Source organism: Halogranum gelatinilyticum (assembly GCF_900103715.1).
Taxonomy (GTDB): domain Archaea; phylum Halobacteriota; class Halobacteria; order Halobacteriales; family Haloferacaceae; genus Halogranum; species Halogranum gelatinilyticum.
Map to the genome: position 1 here is coordinate 173,018 of NZ_FNHL01000001.1, position 16,258 is coordinate 189,275.

The following is a 16,258-nucleotide window of genomic DNA, read 5'->3' on the forward strand; positions in this document are numbered from 1 at the left end:
ATTACTCCATGTAGCCGAGGTCGCGCAGCCGTTCTTGGGCCTCCTCGTCCATCTCCTGGACGGCCTCGTCGGTGACTTCCGCGTCGTCCGCGCTGTCCCACGCGCCGCCGATTGCGGACTCGAACTCCGCCAGCATCGCTTCGGTCTCCGCGATGATGTCGTCCGTCTCCGTCGCGTCCGCGAGGTTCTCGGTCTCCTCGGGGTCCTCGTCGAGGCGGTAGGCTTCGTCCTCGATGCGGTCGATGCGGACGTATTTCGCGTCCGTCCGGCGGGCCGCCCGCATCCGCGAGTAGAAGCGCGACTGCTCGGAGAGGGTGATACCGGCATCCTTGGCTTTCTCCTCCAGCTGTTTCAGCTCGACCACCGGGCGGGAGTATTCGACGAAGGCGTAGTCGCCGTCGCCGCGCTGGCCGGGGTCGGTCGGCTCGCTGAACTGCCGGTAGCTCTCCGAGAGCAACGACCGGGTCCGGTCGAGACCGACGGCCTCGTCGCCCGGCGCGGCCGGGTTGCCGCCGTCGACGCCGAGGGAGTCGAGGACCGTGTGGTAGAGGTCGATGAGTTCGACCTGGTCCTCGCGGCGGTCGTCGTCGAGGGCGGGATGTTTGACCATCAGCGGGACGTTGATAAGCGGGTCGTAGAGACAGAACTCGTGGCCGTAGAGGTCGTGTTCGCCGTGGAGTTCGCCGTGGTCCGCACAGACGACGACCATCGTGTCGTCCCATCTTCCGGTTTCCTTCAGGTGGTCGAACAGCCGGGTGAGCTGGGAGTCGATGTGGGCGATTTCGGCGTCGTAGAGGCCGCGAATGTCCTCCCACTCGTCGTCAGCGATGTCGCGCGCGCCGGAGTTGTACTCCTTCGAGTTCTGACAGACCTCCGTGGAGTCGACGCCGGGGGCGAACTCGTCGCGGAACTCGTCGGGCGGGTGATAGGGGAGATGGGCGTCCATCAGGTTGACGAACGTGAAGAACTGCTCGGAGTCGTCGATGAAGTCCATCGCCTGGTCGATGACGGCGGGGGTCTTCGAGTCAGCGCCCTCGCCACCGGCGAGATACTCGTGGGCGGTGTTGCCGAGGCTGACGAGCTTGTCCGCGATGGCTCGTAGGGCCTCGTTGTCGTTGAGCGTCTGCCACGCCTTCGCGAGCGGTCCCGAGAGGAAGTCGCCGGGCATGACCTCGAAGAAGTTGTCTTGGTCGTCGAAGCCGTCGGTCAGATGGGTGTACGGCGTGATCCAGGCGTTCGAGGAGTAACAGGCCGTGTCGTAGCCTTCCGCCGAGAGCGTCTCCGCGAGCGTCGTCGCCCCGTCGAGGTAGGGGTTCTCCTGGTCGGCGCCGTGCTGACTGGGATACATCCCGGTGAAGAGCGAGGCGTGGACGGGGAGCGTCCACGGCGCGGGGGCGACGGCCTGCTCGAAGACGGTCGCCTCGTCGGCGAAGTCCTCCAGTCCGGGCGTCGTCGGTCGGTCGTAGCCGTACGGCGTGAGATGGTCCTTCCGGACGGTGTCCATGACGACGAAGAGGACGTTCCGGGGGGACTCGCTGGTCATACCCGTGGATGCGCGGGTCGAGAGGTTAAACCTCCTGTTCTGTCGCGCGACTGGCGCGACCGCTCAGCGGCCGGAAAACGGAGAAAATCCTCGAAATTAGAACGGGGCCTGCGGGCCTTCGTCGCTGCCGTCTTCGTCGTCGTCGCTGGTCTCGCCGGGGAACGACGGACTCATGCCGCCGCTGCCGCCACCCATGCTGTCGCCGCCCATGCCGGTCTCGGCGTGGACTTCGTTGATCTCGGGGATCTCCTTGACCATGCGGGTCTTGATGGCCTGGATGGTCATCGGCGAGATACCGCAGCCGGAACAGGCACCACCGAGGAGGATGGTGACCTCGCCCGTCTCGCGGTCGAGGTTCTGGATGGCCGCACTGCCACCGTGCATCTGAATCTGCGGGAAGTTCCGACGCAGGAAGTTCGTCACGCGGTCTTTGAGGTCGTCGACGTCCTGACTCTCCGTGCTCATGTACAGGCGTTGGCAGTCAGCGTTCTTAGGCCTTTGGTTCACGCGTGCGCGTGGAAGCGAGAGACGGTGGGGGCTCAGTTCGGACGGTCGACGCCGAACACGCGGTACAGCTCACTTTCAATCTCGTCGACGTACCGCTCCAGCGTCGCTTCCAGCTTCTCGTCGTCGACGACGACACCCGTCAGCCGCTCACTCGGGTTTTCGGGCAGGTCGACGAAGAATTCGCCGTCCTCGTAGAACGGCTCGGACTCGTTCAGAATCTGCTGGTCGATGCCGTGGATGAGCGTCGAGTCGAACTCGTCGTTCATCGTGTTGAAGGCGTTCTTGTACGCGCGCTGGAGCTGCTGGAAGTAGTGGACGTACTTGTCCTCGAACTTCTCGGGGTCGAACTCGGCCATATCCGAGAGTTTCCGGGGAGAGAGAAAAGTCGGACGGTTGGTCGCGGCGACGCTGATTCTATATCGCGCAATGTGATTTATCGAACGCGCTTGCTCGTCGCTTTGGTATCCTGAATTCGGTAGTCATGGACGCTGAATCGCCGTTTCTCGCGTGTTCGATCCGGTCGCAGCCCGACGTGCCCTCCGTCCGAGTAATTCCAGACGAGCGAAACCCCGCAGACGAGTGTTGGGGGCGTACGGCTCGCACGCACAACCAACTGGCAAATCGTACCCCGAAACCGCGATACTTCCACTTCGCCGACGAGACACGGACCATGAACCCTACTCGTCTCGACCACGTCCAACTCACTGTTCCCCCGGGGACAGAACAAGAGGCACGCGAGTTCTACACGGCCGTCCTCGGGTTCGAGGAGATACCCAGACCGGAGTCACTCCGAGAGTACGGGGGGATGTGGCTCGGTGCGGGCGATATTGAACTCCACCTCGGCATCGAAGACATCGACTCCGAACCCTCGAAACGGCATCCTGCCTTCGAGGTCGACGACATCGACCACGCACGCGCGATGCTCGAAGAGCGCGACGTCACACTCTTCGAGGAGCCACCGATTCCGGGTCGCGACCGGTTCTCGTTCCGTGACCCCTTCGGCAACCGGATCGAACTCCTCGAACGGCACGAGTAACGGCCGTTCGCTGGCTGTCTGTTCTGCGTTCCGTCTCCTGTGCTAGCCCACGGTCGGCTACGATAAATCAAATACTGCGATATCGAATCGCCTTCACTAGCGAGTACAGGAGAGTGCTACCGCTGGTCGTCTGCAATCTCCGAGAAACCCAGGTTTCGGCGTAGCCAACCGTGAGAGGGCCTCGCCCGACTATCCCAACTGCTCACCGACGAGACGGTCGGCTTCGGCGACGAACTCCGCTTGCTTGCCCATCGGAATCGTCGCCCCCGCAGCGACGTCGTGGCCGCCGCCGTCGCCGCCGACGCTCCGAGACGCCTCGCGCATGACAACAGAGAGGTCCAGCCCGTTCTTCGTCAAGAAGTGACTCCCGCGGGCGGAGACCTTCACCTCCTCGTCGTTCTTCTCGGCGAACGCGAGAATCGGCTTGCGGCGGCTGATGCCGTTCGCGCCGACGGCCATCCCGGCGATGATGCCGACGATGGTCTCGCGGATTCTCGTGCCCGCGTCGAACCACTGGACGTGCTCTTCGACAGTGACGCCCTCGGTCTTGACCCACTGCAGGCCTTCCGAGAGGTTCCGCCGGTGGTTTCGGAGCAGGGTGCGGGCGCGGTCGAGCGCGTCTCCCCGATTGCCGAGACAGACGCCGAGACCGACGTCGGCGCGGTCGTATCTGGCCGTTGCGTTCAGGAGTGTCGAGAACTCACTCACGTCCCGCAACTCCGTCCCTTCCTCTTCGTCGACGAGGGTGTAGGTCGTCCCGATGAGCGTGTTGACTCTGTCCGGTGGGACGCCCTTCGAGACGGCGCGCTTGATGAGCGCGCTGACGACGGTCTGCCGTTCCTCCTGCGTCAGGTCGACCCACCGCTTCCACTCGCCCCCTTCCTTCAGGTCGAGACCGAGATCCGAGAGGAAGCGAATCGAGCCGTTCTCGTCGTTCGAGATTCCCGGAATCCGGACTTCGCTGGCGTATTCGAGCAGCTTCGGCAGTGGCCGGGTCTGTCGCCCGTAGAGTGCGAGGTCCTTCGCGGGGTCGAGGACGCCCGCCTCGACGCCCTCGGCGACGATCCCTTCGTTGGCTCCCGTGAGGCCGCCGTCGGAGTCCTGCATATCACCGACCGCGCCGACGACCGCGAGCGCGGCGAGGTCACGGTTGTCCGTGTCACCCGATTCGAGCGCGCGAGCGAGGACGTAACTCGCCCCCGCGCCCGACAGCTCGCTCGCGCCGTCGATGCCGACGAGCAGGGGGTTGAGGTGGAACTCGGTGTCTGCGTCGGCAGGCTGGTGGTGGTCGGCGATGACTGGGGTGAAGTCGCCCGCGGTCTCGTGTTCGGCGATGATGTCGAGTTGGCCGCTCCCGAAGTCCGTGAAGAGGACGGTCTCGTGGCCCGTCGCGGCGATGGCGGCGACCTCCTCGGCGTCGAGCTGTTTCGAGAAGACGGTGTCGAAGCGGATGCCCGCGCGTTCGAGTGCCGAGGCGGCAACGGCGGCACTCGTCAGGCCGTCGGCGTCGATGTGTGAGGCGAGCAGTACGGAGTCGGCCTCACGGAGCCGGTCGGCGCACGCCACCGCACGGTCGTGAAGTTCGGGAACGGGACCTGCCATGACTCCCGGTTGGGGCGGTTTCGGATTTAAAGGCTCGTTCTCGCCCACGCCACAACGGTCATCGGCCGCCGAGTCCAAGGCTCGGACAGATGTCGCTCCCGCGCCCGCCGATGTTGACGATGACCGCAGAGGACTGTCTCCTGCTGCACTGGCCGGTCGACGCCGACGCCCTCCGACCGCGGCTCCCGTCGGCACTCACGCTCTCGACGGCCGAAGACAGCGCGTGGCTCTCGGTCGTCGCGTTCCGTGCGACCGGCCTCCGGCTGCGCGGACTCCCTGCCCGGCTCGGCCGTTCGTTCCCCGAGATCCGTCTCCAGACCTACGTCCGTCACCGCGGGACGCCGGGGCGGTATTTCTTCAGTATCGACGCTGGCGACCGGTTCGTCGCACGCCTCTTCCGGCTCACCTCGCGGATTCCCTACGTCGCCGCCGACGCGACGGTCGAACGCGTCGGCGACGCGGTTCGCGTCACCAGTCGGCGCGAGCAGGGTGGGACGCCACCGGCGACGTTCGCGGCCGAGGCCACTGTCGCCGACGACGGGGGCGCGAGGAGCCTCGCCGACCGCGACCGTGACCGCTGGCTCGCGGGCCACCACCGGGCGTTCGGCGCGGCGGGCAAGACGCTCTGGGCACTGAACATCGAGCGCGACCTACCCGACCTCCGACCCGTCGACGTCGACATCGCCGAGAACACGCTGCTCGAGGCCGCGGGCCTGCCGTCGCCGACGGCCGACCCTGTGGCCCGCTACACCCCCGCGTGGCCGATGCACGCCTCGTTGCCGTGGTGGGTCAGAAGCTAGAGCCGCAGGCGAACTCCCGCCAAGAGCAGCGTCCCAACGAGCGTCATACCGGCGAGCAGCCCCCACCCGAGGTCGTAGCCGCCGGTCTCGACCAAGAGACCGAAGAGCGGCGGCGCGACCAGCCCCCCGGCGTTGATGGCGGTCTGCCCGCCCGCGGTCGCGCCGCCGATGTCGTCGCTGTCGACGAGTTCCGAGAGACACGAGTAGAAGACGCCCGTCGAGCCGTGGATCGACAGCCCGAGGCCGACGAAGAGCGCGACGGCGACGGGGAGCGACCAGCTGCCGGTCGCCAACACGGCGAAGAGGACGACGGCGACCGCCATCTGTCCGAGCGCGACGGTCGCGGCTCCCTTCGCGCCGCCGAGACGGTCGGCGAGACTGCCCGCGCCGATGCGGCCGACGCTGCCCGTCACCTGCGTCAGCGCGAGGACGATTCCGCCGGCGGCAGCACCTGCGCCCGCGACGTCGTCCTGCACGTAGAGCACCGTATACCCCAGCATCGAGAAGATGGAGGCACCGACGAACAGGCCGCCCGCGACGAGCAGGACGTACGCGCGGTTCCCCCACAGTCCCGAGAGATCCGGCAGCGAGAACTCGCCGTCGCCCGTCGAGCCGTCGTAGAGAGCCAGGAATACGACGGCGTACCCCCCGGCGACGACGGCGACGACCCAGAAGCCGACGTACCAGGCGGCGACGGCGGCCACGCCCGTGATGACGAGCGACGCCGCGCCGCTCCCCGCGGTCACGCCGACCTGTTTCAGCCCCATCGCCAGCCCTTGTCGCCCCGGCGGGGCACTGGCGACGATAGCGCGGTTCGAGGAGGGCATCGCCGTCGAGTAGGCCATTCCGAGCAGTGCCCCGGCGGCGAGCAGCAGGCCGTAGGAGGGCGCGAGCGACACGCCGACGGACGCGACGGCCAGCGCGAGGAGGCCGACGACCATCGTCCGCTTCTCGCCGAAGCCGTCGACGGCCGCGCCGCTCGGAAAGAGCATGACCGTGTAGCCGAGCAAGGCGGCGGTGAGGAAGACGCCGACCAGCGACTCGGAGACCGAAAACTCGCTGCGGACGAAGCTCGTCGCGGCGAAGATGGTGTAGTAACAGAGGCTCGCGGCCGTCTGCCAGCCGGCGACCGTCGCGACCGACCGCCAGCTCCGCGTCGGCCCGGTGGTCTGTGCCTCGGATTCCACTGGCGAGAACTCGGTGACTGCGCCGCATAACCGTGACGAGTCCGGTCGGGATCTCCCCTTACTGGACTACTCGTGGTACGTCGGCGCGGCTGCCTCGACGACCGCACACGCCAACTCCTCGAAGTCGGCCACGTCGGGGACGATGTCGACCGTGATGCCGTGAGACTCGGCGGTCTCCTTCGTCGGGTAGCCGATGGTACCGACGACGGCCTCGTTCAGGCCCGCAAGCGCTTCGTCGCGGACGCCCCGCTCTTCGGCGGCGTCGAGGAAGTGCTCGACCGTCAGCGACGAGGTGAACAGTGCCGCCTCCAGTTCGCCGTCGGCGGCCATCTCGACGGACGCGCCCGACCCCTCGGGGCGGACGAGCCGGTAGAGCACGGTCTCGTTCACGTCGGCACCAGCGTCCCGAAGGCCGTCGGTGAGGACCGGACTGCCGTGGTCTGAGCGGGCGACTTCGACGCGCTTGCCGTCGACCTCGTCGCGCAGCATCGCCACCAGCCCGTCGGAGGAGAACTCCGCGGGCACGCGGTCGACGCGGTAGCCCGCCTCCCGCAGCGCGTCGGCCGTGCTGTCGCCGATGGCGACGACGGTCGTCTCGCCGGGCTCCCAGCCCGCCTCGGCGGCGAGTTCGACGCCCGTCTTGCTCGTCAGAATCACGTAGTCGGCGTCGTCGGTCTGTGGGGCCGCTCCCGTGGGCTGGACCGCCAGCATCGGGTCGGCGACGGGCGTCGCACCGAGCGAGTCGAGCAGTTCGACGGCGTTCGCCAGCCGTTCGTCGTCCGGGCGGAAGACGGCGACACGGACCTCCTGGCTCATTCGTCGCTCGCCTCCGACCCTGCTTCGTCGCTCGCGACGTCGACGGCGTCACCGTCGAACGCGCCCGTCCGGTTGTCGAGGAACTCGACCACCTTCTCGCGGGTTCCCGCCACGTCGCCGATGACGGTAAGCGCGGGTGGCTCGATACCCTCCTCGTCGCGGACGTCGACGATACTGTCGAGGGTGCCCATCGCGACGCGCATATCGGGCCACGTCGCCCGCTCGATGAGCGCGACGGGCGTCTCGGGGTCCATGCCCGCCTCCAAGAGGACCTGCGTGTACTGCGGCAGCTTGCCGACACCCATCAGGACGACGAGCGTGCCGCCCGTGGCGGCCAGCGCGTGCCAGTCGATGGCCGACTCCTCTTTCGTCGGGTCCTCGTGGCCCGTGACGAACGAGACGGAGGAGGTGTGGTCACGGTGCGTGACGGGGATGCCCGCGACGCCGGGGCCGCCGATGGGCGAGGTGATGCCGGGGACGACCTCGAAGGGGATTCCGTTGGCCGCGAGATGTTCCATCTCCTCGCCGCCGCGGCCGAAGACGAACGGGTCGCCGCCCTTCAGCCGGACGACCGTCTTGCCCGCCTTCGCGAGTTCGACCAGCCGGTTGTTGGTGTACTCCTGGGGCGTCCACTCGCCACCGGCGCGTTTGCCGACGTCCTCGCGGCGGTCCTCGGGGACGAGTCCGAGAATCTCCGGGCCGGGGAGCTTGTCGTGGAGGACGACGTCGGCCTCGTCGATGAGCCGCCGCGCCTTCACGGTCATCAGTTCGGGGTCGCCGGGACCGCTCCCGACGAGATAGACCTTGCCAACCTCGCTGGTGGCGTCCGCGTCGTCCACGTCGGTCGCGTCGGTCATTCGTCTCGGGTCCCCTCGCTCGGCGTGTCTCGTTTCGCTGCCTCGATGAGTTCCGCCGCGCCGCGGTCGCGGAGGTCGGCCGCCAGTTCGGCGGCGGCGTTGGCGTGGTTGTCGACCGGCAGGTCGCGCTTCGCCTCGATGGTCTCTTCGCCGTCCTGGCTCATGACCTGGACCTCGGTGTGGACGTAGGAACCCTGGAGGATGGCGTGGACGCCGATGGGCGCGACACAGCCGCCGCCGAGTTCGGCGAGGACGGTGCGCTCGGCGGTCGTCTCGACCCGCGACCGCGGATGGTCGAGGGCCTTCTGGAGGACTTCGACGACGTCGCTGTCGGCGGCCGTGACGGCGAGCGCGCCCTGACCGGGCGCGGGGACGAAGTCGGCCCGCGGCAGCCGCTCGTACTCGACGTGGTGGTGGAGACCGCTCCGCTTCAGACCCGCTTCGGCGAGGACGATGGCGTCGTATTCGACGTCGAGGTCGTGTTCGAGGGCACCTCGCTGGAGTTCCGAGAGACTGTCGAACCACTCCTCGACGGACTGCTCGTACTCGGCCTCGTAGTCGTCGTCGCCGGCGTGGCCCTTCTTATCGCTCGACGCTTCGAGTCGCTTCTCGTGTTCTTCCTGCATCCCGGCGGCGAGCAGTTTCTCGACGCGCGTGTCGACGTTGCCGCGGAGGGGCTCGACCTCGAGGTCGGGACGGGCGTTGAGAATCTGTGCCTTCCGACGGAGCGAGGAGGTGCCCACGGTGGAGCCGACCGGGAGGTCCTCGAAGGCGTAGCCGCTGGGGGAGACGAGGACGTCGAACGCCGACTCACGTTCGGGGATGGCGCCGACGGTCAGCTCCGGCGGCTGGTCGGTCGGCATGTCCTTCATCGAGTGGACGGCGAGGTCGGCGTCGCCGTCGAGGACGCGCTGGTCGACGTCGCGGACGAACGCCCCGGTCTTCCCGAGTCGGTGGATGAGTTCGTCCTGCAACTGGTCGCCACGGGTCTCGACTTCCTGTATCTCGACCTCGTAGCGATAGCTTTCGAGCGCCTCCTGTACACTCGCCGCCTGCCGCAGCGCGAGGTCCGAGCCTCGCGTCGCGATCCGAAGGGTCCCACGGTTCATACACAGGTCTCTGCGGCCGACCGTGAAAAGGCCACCAGTTCCCGTCTCCCGCGTGGGGGGCTGTCGCAGACGGCGGAAACGGTCGCGTCGCTTCAGCGAGCCAGACTATTCAGGGCGTCCCGACCGCCTCGTGACGCCTGTAGAGGTAGTACAACGCCAGCGGGACGGTCACGACGAACGTCGTCGTGATGGCACCCGCGAGCGCGACGAGCCCGTAGAGTGCCGGGTCGGGCCGCCACTCGGAGGTCTCTGACTCGGCCACTGCTCGGGCGTCGACGTACACCGCGAGCGGGAAGACGAGCGTCAGTAGCCCGCCCACGACGGCGACGAACCCGATGGCGACGACGACGGCGAAGAACGGGAGGACGGAGAGGACGCCCGCGTCGAAGCCGAGACCGAGGAAGAAGGCGAGAAAGCCGACGACGGCGAAGACGACGCCGAGAAGCGTCCCGACCAGCGCGAACAGCGGGACGGCGGCGATCCAGTACCACCACTTGGAGTCGACGCTCGCGTGGGGGAGCAGGTCACCGACGGTGCTGTCCGACCCTGTCGTCTCGGCCGCGGTACTCGTGGATGGAGGGCTGTCCATACCGAGAGATGGGCCGTCATCCGGCATAAATCTCCGTTTCGTGGCGTCGACAGGTCCCGCGGCGTCTGCGCTCGATGGCATCGGACGTCGGCCGCGACTCCCGACTGTCACCGTCCCAGCGTTCTTGTGGCTGGGGCGAGCGGGACAGGTATGCACGTTTTGCTCGTCGGCGGTACGGGGCTCATCAGCACCGGCATCACCCGCCAACTCGTCGACGCTGGCCACGACGTCACCTGCTACACACGTGGCGAAAGCGAGGCCCGCGTCCCCGACACGGTCGAGTTCGTCCACGGTGACCGCACCGACTACGACCGCTTCGAGGAACAGGTATCGGACCTCGACGTCGACGCTGTCGTCGACATGGTCTGTTTCACGCCCGAGGATGCAGAGAGCGCGATTCGCGCGTTCTCCGGCGATGTCGACCGCTACGTCTTCTGCAGCACTATCGACGTCTACTCGCGGCCCGTCTCGCAAATGCCACTGACCGAGGACACGCCGCGCTCGCCGGCGACGAGCGACTATGGGAAGAACAAGGCCGAAGCCGAGGACCGCTTCTTCGCGGCTCACGACGAGGACGGCTTCCCCGTCACCGTCCTGCGGCCGTGGCACACCTACGGCGAGGGCGGGACACTGATCCACACGCTCGGCGACGCGACGAGCTACATCAGCCGCATCCGCGAGGGCGAGCCGGTCGTCGTCCACGGCGACGGCACCTCCGTCTGGGCACCCTGCCACCGCGACGACGTCGCCCGCGCCTTCGTGTCTGCAGTGGAAACGGAGGGGGTCGAGGGCGAGGCCTACCACGTCACCGCCGAGGAACATCTGACGTGGAACGAGTACCACCAGGGCGTCGCCCGCGCGCTCGACGCACCCGAACCCGAACTCGTCCACATCCCGACCGACGTGCTCTTCGACCTCGTTCCCGAGGAGACCGGCGGGCTTCGGGACCACTTCCAGTACAGCACGGTCTTCGACAACAGCAAAGCGCGTGAGGCACTGGGGCACGAACAGACGATTTCGTGGGAAGAAGGCGTCGAGCGGACGGTCGCGTGGCTGGACGAACACGACGAAGTAGAGCCGGTCGGGACTGACGAGACGACGGACCGCCTCGTCGAGGCGTGGCTGGCGGCGAGAGAGGGACTGGCGGAGTCGTTCGCGGAACTGCAGGAACTGCGCGACTGAGAGCGAGGGTTACAGCGCTTCCTTGTAGGCTTCCAGCGTCCGCTCGATGTCCTCCTCCGTGTGCGCGTAGGAGACGAACTGCGACTCGAACTGGTTGGCCGTGAGGAAGATCCCCTGCTCTTTCATCTCGTGCCAGAAGATGCGCTCCCAGCGTTCGGTCTCGGCGTTGGCGACGTCTGCACCGGTCTTCGGACAGTGGTCGTAGCGCGGGCAGTCGACGCGCTGCTGACAGCCGCCCTCGCACTGGCCTTCCAGCGTGTCCGGCGCGTCACGCGTGAAGACGGTCTTGAACATCGAGTCCGTGCCGACGACGGTGTACTCCGGTGCCTGGTCGGCACAGATGTCGCTGATGCCCTCGCGGAGCTTCGCGCCGAGGCGGTTGATGTGCTCGTAGACGCCGTTCTCGGCGGCGTAGTTGAGATACTCGTAGCCGGCGGCCATCGTCACCGGATGGCCGGAGAAGGTGCCGGACTGGAAGACGTCGCCGGCGGGCGTGAAGTGCTCGATAATCTCACTCTTCCCACCGATGGCGCCGACCGGGAAGCCGCCGCCGATGATCTTGCCGAAGGTGGTCACGTCGGGCGTGACGCCGAACTTGCCCTGCGCGCACTGGAGGCCGCCGACGCGGAAGCCGGTGATGACCTCGTCGAAGACCAGCAGCGAGCCGTGGTCGTCACAGAGGTCTCGGAGCGTCTCGTGGTAGCCGTCGACCGGCGAGACGATGCCCATGTTGGCGAGGACCGGTTCGACGAGGACGGCCGCGATGTCGTCGCCGTGTTCCTCGAAGACCTCGGTGACGGCGTCGGGGTCGTTGAACGGCACCGGCAGCGTGTGCTGGGCGAACTCCTCGGGGACGCCGCTCGTGCTCGGCTGGGGATGCTGGGCGTCGCCCTCGACGAGTGTCGACTCTTGGGCACCGTGGTAGCCGCCCTGCATGATGACGATCTTGTCGCGGCCGGTGTAGCCGCGGGCGAGGCGGACGGCAGAAACAGTCGCCTCGGTCCCGCTGTTGACGAACCGAATCATCTCGACCGACGGGACGTGCCGGGCGACGAACTCGGCGTGTTCGACTTCTATCTCGGTGGGCGCGCCGTACATCGGCCCGGCGGAGGCGTACTTCTGGACGGCCGCCTGCACCGGTTCGGGGGCGTCGTGGCCGTAGAGCAGCGGGCCGTAGCCCATCACGTAGTCGACGTAGCGGTTGCCGTCGGCGTCGACGACGTGGCCGCCGTCGCCGCGCTCGATGAAGAAGGGATACGGTCGGGTCGCTCGGACCGAGGAGTTGACCCCGCCCGGCATGACAGAGAGCGCGCGGTCGTAGAGTTCGCGTGAGCGGTCGTGGTTCACGCGAGGGCACCTCCGAGTGTGAGCGGGCGAGCCAGTGGTGTTCGCTGTCTCGACGGGTTCATGTTCAGACCATCGGACGCCCCCCGGATAGTCGTTACTGGCTCGGCCGGACGAACCGGTATCCTCTCGAACCCCGACCGACGACCTTCGGTGTGACTCGGTACCGAAACGCTGCGGCCTTCCTGCTCCTCGCGGCCCTCTGGGGGGCGTCGTATCCGGCGGTCAAAGCCGGTCTCGAAGGCTTCCCGCCTCTGCTCTTTGCGGCACTGCGCTTCGATCTCGTCGGCCTGCTCGTCCTCGGCTACGCCGTCGCCCGCGGCGGGCGGTGGCGGCCGACTCGTGCCGACGCTCCCAGTATCTTCGCCGGCGGGACGCTCTTCATCGCCGTCCACAACGGCCTGCTGTTCATCGGCCAGGGCTACGTCACCTCGGCGGTCAGTGCCGTCGTCCTCAGCTCTATTCCGGTGCTCTCGGCCGGGTTCGCTCGCCCCGTCCTCCCCAGCGAACGGCTCAGCCCCGTCGCACTCGCGGGCGTCCTGCTCGGGCTGGTCGGCGTCGTCGTCGTCGCCAACCCCGACCCGAACGCCGTCAGCTCGCCGAACCCCGTCGGCGTGGGTATCCTGTTGCTCTCGGCGTCGGCGTTCGCCCTCGGCGGCGTCGCGACACGCCAACTGCGGACGACGCTGCCCGTCGCGGCCTACCAGGGCTGGCTGATGCTCCTCGGTGGGCTGCTGCTCCACGGAATGAGTCTCGCACGCGCGGAGCCGCAGGCGGTCGACCTCAGTCCCTCGGTGGTCGCCGCCTTCGTCTATCTCGTCCCCTTTGCGGGAGCCGTCGGCTACCTGTTGTACTTCGACCTACTGGACCGCCTCGGCCCGGTCGAGATCAACCTCGTCGGCTACGTCTCGCCGGTCTTCGCCGCCGTCGTCGGCTGGGCCGCGCTGAACGAGTCGCTCGCGCCCTCCGTCGCCGTCGGCTTCGCGGTCATCGTCGTCGGCTTCCTCCTGGTGAAGCGCGACGCGATCCGTGCCGAATTCGCCTGAGTTCGATTGAGTTCGATTGAGTCCGCTTGAGTCCGCCTGAGTTCGCCTGATACTGCTCAGACCGCGTCTCTCCCGCGCTCGCCGGTGCGGATCTGGACGGCGTCCTCGACGTCGATGACGAAGACCTTGCCGTCACCGGGTTCGCCGGTCGCCGCCCCCTCCTGAATCGCGTCGACGACGTCGTCGGCGGGGATGTCGGAGACGACACACTCGATTTTGACCTTCTGGTGGAGGTCGACCGTATACTCCTCGCCGCGCCACTGGCCCTTCTTCGCGGGCTGGCTGCCGCGACCGGAGACGTTCGTCACGGTGAGCGAGGGCGCGCCCGTCTCCGCGAGGCTCCGTTTGACGTCGCCGAGCTTGTCCGGGCGGACGACCGCCATGACGAGTTTGATACCACCGTCGTTCGCCAAGTCCGTGTCTGACATACTCACACGGGTAGTGGCCAGTTACTTAGGTCCGTCGCCGATCGCGCCGCTGGACGTTCGTAATCTCCTGAAAAAATGTGTGTTCGTGCGATTCGACCGGGTGGAAGTGACCGTTTAGACGGCTCCCCGTCCTTCTTCGCCGGTGCGGATCTGGACGGCGTCCTCGACGTCGATGACGAAGACCTTGCCGTCGCCGGGTTCGCCGGTCGAGGCGGACTCCTGAATCGCGCCGACGACGTCGTCGGCGGGGATATCGGAGACGACACACTCGACTTTGACCTTCTGGTGGAGGTCGACCGTGTACTCCTCGCCGCGCCACTGACCCTTCTTGGCGGGTTGGTTGCCGCGGCCGGAGACGTTCGTCACGGTGAGCGAGGGCGCGCCGACCTCGGCGAGACCGCGCTTGACGTCGGCGAGCTTGTCCGGGCGGATGACCGCCATGACGAGCTTGATGCCGCCGTCGTTGGTTTCGTCACTCATTCGTCATCACTCCCGTTGATACCGCCGTCCGTCCGAACCGTCCCGTCGACCGGGACGCCGGAGCCGTCGGTGAGCGTATCGGGCTTGCCGAACTCGGGGTAGGTGTCGACGCCGTGTTCGGAGGTGTCGAGACCCTCACGCTCGTGTTCGGCACTGACGCGAAGTTCGCCCATGGCCTTGATGATGCGGAAGACGACGAAGGTCGCACCGACCGTCCAGGCCGTGATGACCGCGACGCCTGCGATCTGCGGGATGGCGAGACCAACGAACGATGCACTGCCGTTCCAGAAGCTCGTCGCGAACAGCGGGAACAGCAGCGCGCCGAGGATACCGGCCGAGCCGTGGACCGGGAAGACAGCACAGACGTCGTCGATCTTCAGGCGCTTCTCGACGAAGCCGAAGACGATGGGCAGCTGCGCACCGGCGAGCAGGCCGACGACGATGGCACCGGGCCAGACGATGGCGTCCGCGATGGACGTGATGCCGACCAGTCCGGCGAGCAGGCCGTTTGCGACGTAGAGCGTGTCGACCTTGCCGGTCTTCTGCAGTGCGACCGCGGCAGCACCGATTGCACCGGCGGCCATGCCGAGCGTCGTCACGAGGGCGACGCGGCCGACGTAGGAGAAGGAACCGAGCGTGACCTCGCCGCCGTCCATGGCGAGCGGGGCCGCGGCGGTCCCGACGTTGAAGCCGTACCAGCCGAAGGCCAGAATCAGGGTTCCCAGCACTGCGAACGAGAGCGAGTGGCCGGGGATGACGTTGACGGAGCCGTCCGAGTTGAAGCGGTCCATCCGGGGACCGATGATCCACGCGGCGGTGAGACCGGCGAGACCGCCCATGCCGTGGACGATCATGCCGCCCGCGAAGTCGTGGAAGCCGAGCGTCGCCAGGAAGCCACCGGCCCAGGTGAAGCCGACGACGACCGGGTAGATGACGGCCGCGAGCACGATGGTGTAGCTCACGTACGCGCGGAGTTTCGCGCGACCGGCAACGGCTCCGGAAACGATGGTGGCCGCCGTCATCGCGAAGACGGCACCGAAGAGCCAGTCGGTCCACGCGGTGACGCTCCCGGCCTCAGGTGAGTAGAGGCCCATGAACGCGCCGGTGATTGAGTACGAACCGCCGCCCGTGAGGCCGCCGACGATGGTCGAGACGGCCGCCCCGGCGAGGAAGAACACGATGACCCCGACGCTCCAGGTCAGGAGGTTCTTCGTCAGCTGGTTGGCGACGTTCTTCGAACGCACCTGTCCGGCTTCGAGCATCGCGAAGCCGGCGTGCATGAAGAAGATGAGGAAGGTCACAGTGAGTACCCAGACGAGGTTGACGCCGGTGACGATGGCGTCCATCCCCGTCTGCAGGGCGAGGTTCGCGAAACTCATGCGCTCCCTCCGAGTGGTGCTTGGCTGGTGGTGCTTGGACAGTTGTCGAGGTTTACCGATTTCGCTACCATGTTTGTCAACCGTTTGTACTGCAACGTCTGCACGTAGAGGGTAATAAGTATAATGCACAGATACACAAATTTTCTCGGTTAGAACTGGGCGGTTGTCAGAACTACAAGCGTATATAGTGTGTATAAGGTCGTTGTCTGCGGGGTCTCTCGACAAATGTTGCCAGTTTGTTGGACGACTGTCGTGTCAAATTTTGCCGTTCCGGCCGCGTCTCGGCGTGCGCAAGCACGTCACACGGGACGCTCAGTCACGACTCGCGGGTGGTGACTGTCGGATGACTGTCG

17 protein-coding genes are annotated in these 16,258 nt (G+C 67.0%); 4 read left to right on the plus strand and 13 right to left on the minus strand.

Annotation, left to right across the window (positions count from 1 at the left end; genetic code table 11):
- Position 1: 1 nt before the first annotated feature.
- The 3 genes from BLR57_RS00795 to BLR57_RS00805 form a co-directional block, all read right to left on the minus strand.
- Entirely contained in the window at positions 2-1,543 is a 1,542-nt protein-coding gene (locus tag BLR57_RS00795) for a sulfatase (protein WP_089693173.1), read from the minus strand.
- A gap of 96 nt (positions 1,544-1,639) precedes the next feature.
- Entirely contained in the window at positions 1,640-2,008 is a 369-nt protein-coding gene (locus tag BLR57_RS00800) for a NifU family protein (protein WP_089693175.1), read from the minus strand.
- A 74-nt stretch (positions 2,009-2,082) separates the two neighbouring features.
- Complete coding sequence (locus tag BLR57_RS00805; protein ID WP_089693177.1) at positions 2,083-2,406, minus strand: DUF5783 family protein; 324 nt, start codon at positions 2,404-2,406, stop codon at positions 2,083-2,085.
- A gap of 314 nt (positions 2,407-2,720) precedes the next feature.
- Here BLR57_RS00805 and BLR57_RS00810 point away from each other — a divergent pair, with 314 nt between their 5' ends.
- A complete protein-coding gene (locus BLR57_RS00810) occupies positions 2,721-3,086 on the plus strand; it encodes a VOC family protein (protein WP_089693179.1) in 366 nt (121 codons plus the stop codon).
- 189 nt (positions 3,087-3,275) lie between these two features.
- On the opposite strand, the gene BLR57_RS00815 is transcribed toward BLR57_RS00810, so the two are convergent.
- Entirely contained in the window at positions 3,276-4,688 is a 1,413-nt protein-coding gene (locus BLR57_RS00815; protein WP_089693181.1) for a RecJ family nuclease, read from the minus strand.
- 89 nt (positions 4,689-4,777) lie between these two features.
- Between BLR57_RS00815 and BLR57_RS00820 the strand changes: the two genes are divergently transcribed.
- The gene (locus BLR57_RS00820) at positions 4,778-5,488 is read left to right on the plus strand and encodes a YqjF family protein (RefSeq protein ID WP_089693183.1); all 711 of its coding nucleotides are present in this window, start codon (positions 4,778-4,780) and stop codon (positions 5,486-5,488) included.
- Here BLR57_RS00820 and BLR57_RS00825 read toward each other — a convergent pair.
- The 5 genes from BLR57_RS00825 to BLR57_RS00845 all read right to left on the minus strand — a co-directional run bounded on the left by BLR57_RS00825 (position 5,485) and on the right by BLR57_RS00845 (position 10,046).
- On the minus strand, positions 5,485-6,675 hold the full coding sequence (locus tag BLR57_RS00825) for an MFS transporter (protein WP_089693185.1): 1,191 nt from the start codon (positions 6,673-6,675) through the stop codon (positions 5,485-5,487). The two genes, BLR57_RS00820 and BLR57_RS00825, sit on opposite strands and share 4 nt — an antisense overlap.
- A 66-nt stretch (positions 6,676-6,741) precedes the next feature.
- Positions 6,742-7,491: a uroporphyrinogen-III synthase gene (locus BLR57_RS00830; protein ID WP_089693187.1), complete on the minus strand. Its 750-nt coding sequence runs from the start codon at positions 7,489-7,491 to the stop codon at positions 6,742-6,744.
- Positions 7,488-8,348, minus strand: coding sequence for a uroporphyrinogen-III C-methyltransferase (gene cobA / locus BLR57_RS00835; protein WP_089693189.1), 861 nt, complete (start codon positions 8,346-8,348; stop codon positions 7,488-7,490). Before cobA ends, BLR57_RS00830 begins: the two co-directional genes overlap by 4 nt.
- Positions 8,345-9,457 (minus strand): hydroxymethylbilane synthase, encoded by a 1,113-nt coding sequence (gene hemC, locus BLR57_RS00840; protein ID WP_089693191.1) that lies wholly within the window; start codon positions 9,455-9,457, stop codon positions 8,345-8,347. Before hemC ends, cobA begins: the two co-directional genes overlap by 4 nt.
- A 109-nt stretch (positions 9,458-9,566) precedes the next feature.
- On the minus strand, positions 9,567-10,046 hold the full coding sequence (locus BLR57_RS00845; RefSeq protein WP_089693192.1) for a hypothetical protein: 480 nt from the start codon (positions 10,044-10,046) through the stop codon (positions 9,567-9,569).
- Positions 10,047-10,196: 150 nt separating this feature from the next.
- On the opposite strand from BLR57_RS00845, the gene BLR57_RS00850 reads away from it, so the two are divergent.
- A complete protein-coding gene (locus BLR57_RS00850) occupies positions 10,197-11,228 on the plus strand; it encodes an NAD-dependent epimerase/dehydratase family protein (RefSeq protein WP_089693194.1) in 1,032 nt (343 codons plus the stop codon).
- Between the two features lie 9 nt (positions 11,229-11,237).
- Here BLR57_RS00850 and hemL read toward each other — a convergent pair whose 3' ends face one another.
- Positions 11,238-12,575 (minus strand): glutamate-1-semialdehyde 2,1-aminomutase, encoded by a 1,338-nt coding sequence (hemL, locus tag BLR57_RS00855; protein WP_089693196.1) that lies wholly within the window; start codon positions 12,573-12,575, stop codon positions 11,238-11,240.
- Positions 12,576-12,727: 152 nt separating this feature from the next.
- Here hemL and BLR57_RS00860 point away from each other — a divergent pair, with 152 nt between their 5' ends.
- A complete protein-coding gene (locus tag BLR57_RS00860; RefSeq protein WP_089693198.1) occupies positions 12,728-13,618 on the plus strand; it encodes a DMT family transporter in 891 nt (296 codons plus the stop codon).
- A 56-nt stretch (positions 13,619-13,674) separates the two neighbouring features.
- Here the strand turns inward: BLR57_RS00860 and BLR57_RS00865 are convergent, their stop codons facing one another.
- The 3 genes from BLR57_RS00865 to BLR57_RS00875 all read right to left on the minus strand — a co-directional run bounded on the left by BLR57_RS00865 (position 13,675) and on the right by BLR57_RS00875 (position 15,905).
- On the minus strand, positions 13,675-14,046 hold the full coding sequence (locus tag BLR57_RS00865; protein WP_089693200.1) for a nitrogen regulatory protein GlnK1: 372 nt from the start codon (positions 14,044-14,046) through the stop codon (positions 13,675-13,677).
- Positions 14,047-14,160: 114 nt separating this feature from the next.
- Positions 14,161-14,526, minus strand: coding sequence for a nitrogen regulatory protein GlnK1 (locus BLR57_RS00870; RefSeq protein ID WP_089693202.1), 366 nt, complete (start codon positions 14,524-14,526; stop codon positions 14,161-14,163).
- The gene (locus BLR57_RS00875) at positions 14,523-15,905 is read right to left on the minus strand and encodes an ammonium transporter (protein ID WP_089693204.1); all 1,383 of its coding nucleotides are present in this window, start codon (positions 15,903-15,905) and stop codon (positions 14,523-14,525) included. Before BLR57_RS00875 ends, BLR57_RS00870 begins: the two co-directional genes overlap by 4 nt.
- Positions 15,906-16,258: the final 353 nt, after the last annotated feature.